This is a genomic window from Mesorhizobium sp. M1273, from assembly GCF_040318195.1.
Taxonomy (GTDB): domain Bacteria; phylum Pseudomonadota; class Alphaproteobacteria; order Rhizobiales; family Rhizobiaceae; genus Mesorhizobium.
Window position 1 is genome coordinate 22,487 of record NZ_JAMYLV010000051.1, and the last position, 6,000, is coordinate 28,486.

Here is a 6,000-nt window from a genome sequence, read left to right on the forward strand (position 1 = left end):
GATGCTTGTCCATCTTCGCTGCATCGGCGGTGGAAATTGGTCGAAGGTATCAGCGTCCGCGAGGCTGGGTGGACGGTGCCGCGAATAGCCACTGGAGGCGTCAGTGAGAGTTCGAGTTGCTGTTCAAGAAAGCCATCGGGGAGAATGAGTCGTGTAGGATCGCAGGTCGAATGCGCTACAGCCGATCAGGCCATCTCGTGGCGGGCAGGTTCTTAGAACTTGATCAGAAGCAGGTGAGCCGCCATATTCCGACCCGGCTGCCAATTTCAAGTGGCCCATTCCATGGATGAGGCCGGTCCGGCCGAATGGACGTCCATTTTTTTGATTTGCTGGGTGTGCGCCAGGGTCGGGGAGGAAATCTCCCGATTTGTCAGGCGCTCCCATCTTCTTGGAGATGTTTATGAAGGATTCGCGCATTCCCGAGCCAGTCTTGACGGCTATGTCGCAGGGGACCCACATCATCCGCGCTTATCGTGAGCACCTTGGGTATTCAATCGAGGACCTCGCGGTCGCGTGCGGGCTTGCCGCTCAGGAAATCCAAAACATCGAGCGGGGTCTAAAGTACAATAAGGGCTATCGGAATCGGATAGCGAGATCGCTGTCCATACCTGTGGGAATTCTCGAGGCAGAGTCGGACATATCGGACGCCGCCTGATCAGTCGGATAATCTGCAATGGGTGGAAGACCGCTCTTGTGATGTGAAGTTTGCGGCTGATAGTCGTCGCTTGATTCCGTTGGACGCGAATGCCTTCTGGCGCAGTACCGCCAAGAGAATTCTCGTCCACTGTCCGATTCAGGAACTGCACACGGGCTCGCCGAACAGGAAGTTGGAACTTCGTCATGCTGTCTTCGGCGATATAGCCGCCCGGAGTGCTGCGACACGTGCACGATAGCATCGGCTCGCGACGATGGATTGCTAACGGCGAACTCATGCTGGTCGGCAAGGCGATACTGGCTGGAGCATCAACTCGGCCGACGAGAGTGGCCCCCCATCCTAGGCAGGATCGGCCGACATGGCCGGCATCGCGAGCCGCTCTGAAAAGAGCACAGCGGGCATCCAGACGCTGCCGGGTTGACTATGGGTGTCGGAACCGCAAAAAGGGGCCGCTCTTCATGAGTGGCGTGCGCCGGCAGTCTAACCCCAAGCCCCCCGCCAGGCTGCCGGCGCGCTTCTAGCCGCCTTGATGCACGGCAATAAGCTTTTGAAGGCCTGAAGCGACGTTGTGGTCGCCGTTGCGGTGCTTTTCCACGCGCCTCGTCAGGCGCCGGGATTGCTCCGTCGTGATGGCAGGCGGGGGTTTGCGGGTTGCGGTCGGCGGGTTCGTTTCGGGGCGTTGGCGCCCCGTCGGCTACGTCACGAGCTGCGGGATCCGATCAAGCACGATGCGCAGGATGCGCTGGTCCGGGCAGGAGGTCGGCAGGTGCAGGCGGATCTGGGTTTTCATCTCGACCACGCGCGCGGCGATCTTGATGAGGCGCAGTCGCAGCGTGTCGAATTGGGCGACTGCGAAGCTCGAGCGTTTCGGCATTGGGGCGCGCAGGCCCCACATGAGCCAGTAGGCGCCGGCATGCAGGAAGAGCCGGAACTGGTTGGCCGTCGCTCTTGTGCAGGAGGTGCGGTCGGCGGCGAGATGCGTCTTCCACGACTTGATGTGGTTCTCGGCAGCGCCGCGCCGGCAGTAGACATCCTCGTAGAGCGCCTTGGCCTTGCCACCGGCAAGGTTGGTGACGATGAAGCGGGTGTCGGCGCCTTGGGCGCCCACCTCGACCCGGGCGATGATGCGCTCGACACGGCTCCAGCTGCCGGCGCCGTCAAAGAATTCCTTGAACCTGCGGACCTTGTCCGTCTTCGCCGACGCTTCAAAACGCGCCAGCGTGCGTGCTGACTTCCAGGTCCGCGACATGCTTGCGCAATGTGGTGGTGGACGCCACGCCGAGAATGAAGTCGACACCGTTGGCGCGGCACCAGTCGATGACCGGCGGACTGCAATAATGGCTGTCGGCCCGGATCAGGATCCGGGTGTTCGGCCAATTGCTCCGGATCGCCCGCACCAGGCGGCGCAGGTGGGGGCAGAGTTCTGCCCCACTCGGCCGCTTGGCCGGCCGCAGAACCGCACCGACGAAGCGGCCATCGCCGTCGAACACCACGATCGGCTGGAAGCCGTATTCGTCATAATGGGCGTTGAACAGGCGCAATTGCTGGCCGCCATGCACGGCATCAAAGGTGTCGTCAATGTCGAGCACGATCCGCTTCGGCACCTGCCGGAACGAGGCGCAGTAGAGGTCGACCATCGCCCGCCCCATGGCGACCAGCTCCCGCACACCGGGCAGGTTCTCCAGCCTGCACATCGTCGATTGGGAGGCCAGATCCCGACCCGACGGCAGCGCATCCTGGGCCATCTTGAAGACCGGATCGCGGCGCAGCCGGTTGGCGTCGTTGCCGTCCTCGTAGCCGGCGGCGATCATCTTCATGCGAAAGCCGATCATGTCCGCCAGGCTGTGGACGACCTGGTCCGGGCAGCGCGGATCGTCGATGCAATGCGCCAGACGCTCGGCCACCCGCAACCGCTTTTCCACCTCGGCCAAGGCCAGAACGCCGCTGTTGGACGACAGCATGCCGCCGTCGAAACGGGCGACGACGGACTTGCCGCCGACTGATGACAAACCGCTCAGCGGCAGCGCAAGATCGTTCATGGTGGGTGTGGTCTCCGGGAAATGGTTCGGATCGGCTTAAGCAACCAAATCCTACGTCATTTCAACGGCTTGCGCCACATCCACCAACCCCCATGAATTTGGTTAGGTTGATGCGGCGTGCCGCCGCCGTGAGGCCGCGCTCGCTCAGCAGCGCGTCGAGAACGACGAGAAGATTCAGATCGAGCCCTTTGAAACGCATGTCTTAGCTATCCATAGCGTGGATGCATTTGATTGAAACAAACGATTTTACCAATTTTCCGGAATGTCGCATGGACTTGGCAGGACCTCACGTGCGCCGATCACTGCCTCTATCGCGTGGCGAGTCCCTTGAGAAGAGCCCGAAAGAGGAAATCTGTCGCGTGCGGTGGAGATTGTACTGGGAATGAGAGGCAGCGCTCCGATCATGTCGAACTCTCCGACGAATGGCGGACCGGTACAATAGTTGATCGCAACTGGTCCGGAGCTATGAAACATCTCGATTACATATGAGGTGCCGAGTGAATACGCTGACAGCACCCACCGTCGCAGCGTTTAGCTGACGTTTTACGACGGTTCCTATCCATTTACACGCAGATTCTTGATGTGCTGGCGCAAAAGCGGGAGGCCGGCGACTTTTCTTCGTCATCGGGCTGACGCCGCAGAAGCCGGAACTCGTCCGGTTCCTATGGGCATTGGGCTTGGTCGGTCGCACAGGCTCTATGAGGGGCAATTTTGGCAACGCGACGCGACTCGGGTTTTGAACGACGCCGAAAACGCAAGCTGGAAAGGAACAAGATGGCAGATCAACTCGCCAACGAAATAATCGCCATGATCAAGAAGCGCGCCGCGTCGGAGGGCGGCATAGCGCCTGCCACAGGCGGCGAGATAACGGCTGCCACGGGACTGACTTCGCTCGGTATCGATTCACTGGGATTGGCGGACGTTCTCTGGGACCTGGAGCAGGCCTACGGCATCGAGATCGAGATGAATACGGCCGAGGCATGGTCGGATCTCCAGAATGTTGGGGACATGGTGGAAGCCGTGCGCAGCTTGCTCGCTAAGGGGGTGTGAATGGACAGGCGCGTCGTGATTACTGGGATTGGCGGTATTTGCGGGCTTGGGACCAACGCCGCCGCCATTTGGACAGAGATGCGAGAAGGCCGCTCCGCCATCGGCCCAATCGTCAACTCCGAGCTCCATGAATTGAGGGTCAGGATCGGTGCCGAGATCAAGGCGCTGCCGGAGCATGACATCGACGGCAAGCAACTCATCTCCATGGACCGCTTCAGCCTGCTCGCTGTGCTTGCGGCGCGCGAAGCCATGCGTCAGGCCGGACTTTCCTCCAAAGAGAGAAATAGCTATCGCTTCGGTGCGACGGTGGGCGTTGGCGGCTGCGGGTGGGATGCGATCGAGCAAACCTACCGCGCCATCCTTCTGGGCGGTAAGCGTGCCGCTCTCTTGACTGTACCCAAGGCGATGCCGGGTGCCGCTGCCGGCCAGGTCAGCATGAGTCTCGGCCTGCGCGGGCCGGTCTTCGGCGTCACGTCCGCCTGTTCCTCGGCAAACCATGCGATTGCCTGCGCGGTGGACCAGATCAGGCTCGGCCGGGCCGACGTGATGCTTGCCGGCGGCAGCGAAGCGCCGCTCATATGGGGTGTGCTGAAGGCATGGGAAGCGATCCGCGTGCTTTCGCCCGATACTTGCCGGCCATTCTCGGCCGATCGCCAGGGCCTGTCGCTTGGTGAAGGCGCCGGCATGGCGGTGCTGGAAAGCTACGAGCATGCCCTGGCTCGGGGCGCCACCATCCTTGCCGAAATTGCCGGTGCCGGCCTTTCCGCCGATGCGTCCGACATCGTCGCGCCGACTGTCGAGGGGCCGGAGGCAGCAATGCGGGCCTGCCTTGCCGATGCCAGGCTGGACGCCGAGGATGTCGACTATCTCAACGCGCACGGCACCGGCACCAAGGCCAACGACCAGATCGAGACGGCGGCGATCAAGCGCGTCTTCGGTCAGCACGCCTTCTCAATGTCCATTTCTTCTACCAAGTCCATGCACGCGCATTGCCTCGGCGCGTCCGGCGCGCTCGAGTTGATCGCCTGCGTGATGGGTATCCGCGAGAGCGTCGTGCCGCCGACTGCCAATTATCGTGAGCTGGACCCCGATTGCGATCTCGACGTCACGCCCAATGTGGCACGCGAGCGCAAGGTGCGCGTGGCACTGAGCAACTCCTTCGCCTTTGGCGGCACGAACGCGGTTCTGGCGTTCAGGCAGGTGTAGAAGCCATGAGAGATGCCTCCGGCAACATGATCTCTCGCATCCAGATGCTTGCCGGATAACTATTGTGAAGGGCGGGTCATTGACCGCCTCGGCGAATGCGGGAAGTGGCAGCGGAAGCTCGACGACCCGGGGTTATCGTCTTTGCGAAATTCTTAACTGTTGAAGCGGCTTGGACGTAACGCCGCCCCGTAAAAGGTAAGCGAGGCCCTGCGGGCTCGGCTTGAGGGTCTGAAGCTGTACACGACAATGTCTGGAAGCCGCAGGGTCGGCTCTGCGCCCGTTATAGTCGCCTGAGTGCTGCCGGCCCGGCCGCGCCGCGGGCGCCGTCAACGAACTCCTTGAACCTGCGGACCTTGCCTGTCTTGGCCGACGATTCGAAGCGCGCCGTCGTGCTGGCCTCCAGATCCGCGACATGCTTGCGCAGGGTCGTGGTGGGCGCGAGGCCAAAGATGAAGTCGACGTCGTTGGCGCGGCACCAGTCGATGACCTGCGGGTTGCAATAATGGCTATCGCCGCGGAGCAGGATTCGAATGTTCGGCCAGTTGATCCGGATCGCCCGCACCAGACGGCGCAGGTGGGGGGGGATCTCAGCCCCACTCGGCCGCTTGGCCGGTCGCAGGATCGCGCTGACGAACCGTCCCGCACCATCGAACACGACGATCGGCTGGAAGCCGTACTCGTCATGGTGGGCATTGAACAGGCGAAGCTGTTGGCCTCCGTGCACAGCGTCGAAGGTGTCGTCAATGTCGAGTACGATCCGCTTCGGCACCTGCCGGAACGAGGCGCAAATAGAGATCGACCATCGCCCGTCCCATCGCGACCAGCTCCCGCACGCCGGGTAGGTTCTCCAGCCGGCACAGCGTCGATTGCGACGCCAGATCCCGACCCGACGGCAGCGCATCCTGGGCCATCTTGAAGACCGGATCGCGGCGCAGCCGGTTGGCGTCGTTGCCGTCCTCGTAGCCGGCGGCGATCATCTTCATGCGAAAGCCGATCATGTCCGCCAGGCTGTGGACGACCTGGTCCGGGCAGCGCGGATCGTCGATGCAA

General features: G+C 62.1%; 3 protein-coding genes and 4 pseudogenes. 3 read left to right on the forward strand and 4 right to left on the reverse strand.

The window, feature by feature from the left end:
* The first annotated feature begins 439 nt into the window (after positions 1-439).
* On the forward strand, positions 440-655 hold the full coding sequence (locus NKH30_RS31020; protein WP_352453550.1) for a helix-turn-helix domain-containing protein: 216 nt from the start codon (positions 440-442) through the stop codon (positions 653-655).
* A gap of 694 nt (positions 656-1,349) precedes the next feature.
* Here NKH30_RS31020 and NKH30_RS31025 read toward each other — a convergent pair.
* A pseudogene (locus tag NKH30_RS31025) lies at positions 1,350-2,694 on the reverse strand (IS1380 family transposase).
* 97 nt (positions 2,695-2,791) lie between these two features.
* Positions 2,792-2,893, reverse strand: a pseudogene (locus tag NKH30_RS31030) (LysR family transcriptional regulator); the annotation flags it as partial.
* Between the two features lie 575 nt (positions 2,894-3,468).
* Here NKH30_RS31030 and NKH30_RS31035 point away from each other — a divergent pair.
* Together NKH30_RS31035 and NKH30_RS31040 are read left to right on the forward strand one after the other, a co-directional pair.
* Positions 3,469-3,744, forward strand: coding sequence for an acyl carrier protein (locus NKH30_RS31035; protein WP_023679611.1), 276 nt, complete (start codon positions 3,469-3,471; stop codon positions 3,742-3,744).
* Positions 3,745-4,950: a beta-ketoacyl-[acyl-carrier-protein] synthase family protein gene (locus NKH30_RS31040; protein WP_352835502.1), complete on the forward strand. Its 1,206-nt coding sequence runs from the start codon at positions 3,745-3,747 to the stop codon at positions 4,948-4,950.
* Here NKH30_RS31040 and NKH30_RS31045 read toward each other — a convergent pair.
* Both NKH30_RS31045 and NKH30_RS31050 read right to left on the reverse strand, forming a co-directional pair.
* Positions 4,937-5,079: pseudogene (locus tag NKH30_RS31045) on the reverse strand (LysR family transcriptional regulator); the annotation flags it as partial. The gene NKH30_RS31040 and the pseudogene NKH30_RS31045 sit on opposite strands and share 14 nt — an antisense overlap.
* A 190-nt stretch (positions 5,080-5,269) precedes the next feature.
* Positions 5,270-6,000 (reverse strand): annotated as a pseudogene (locus NKH30_RS31050) (IS1380 family transposase); the annotation flags it as partial.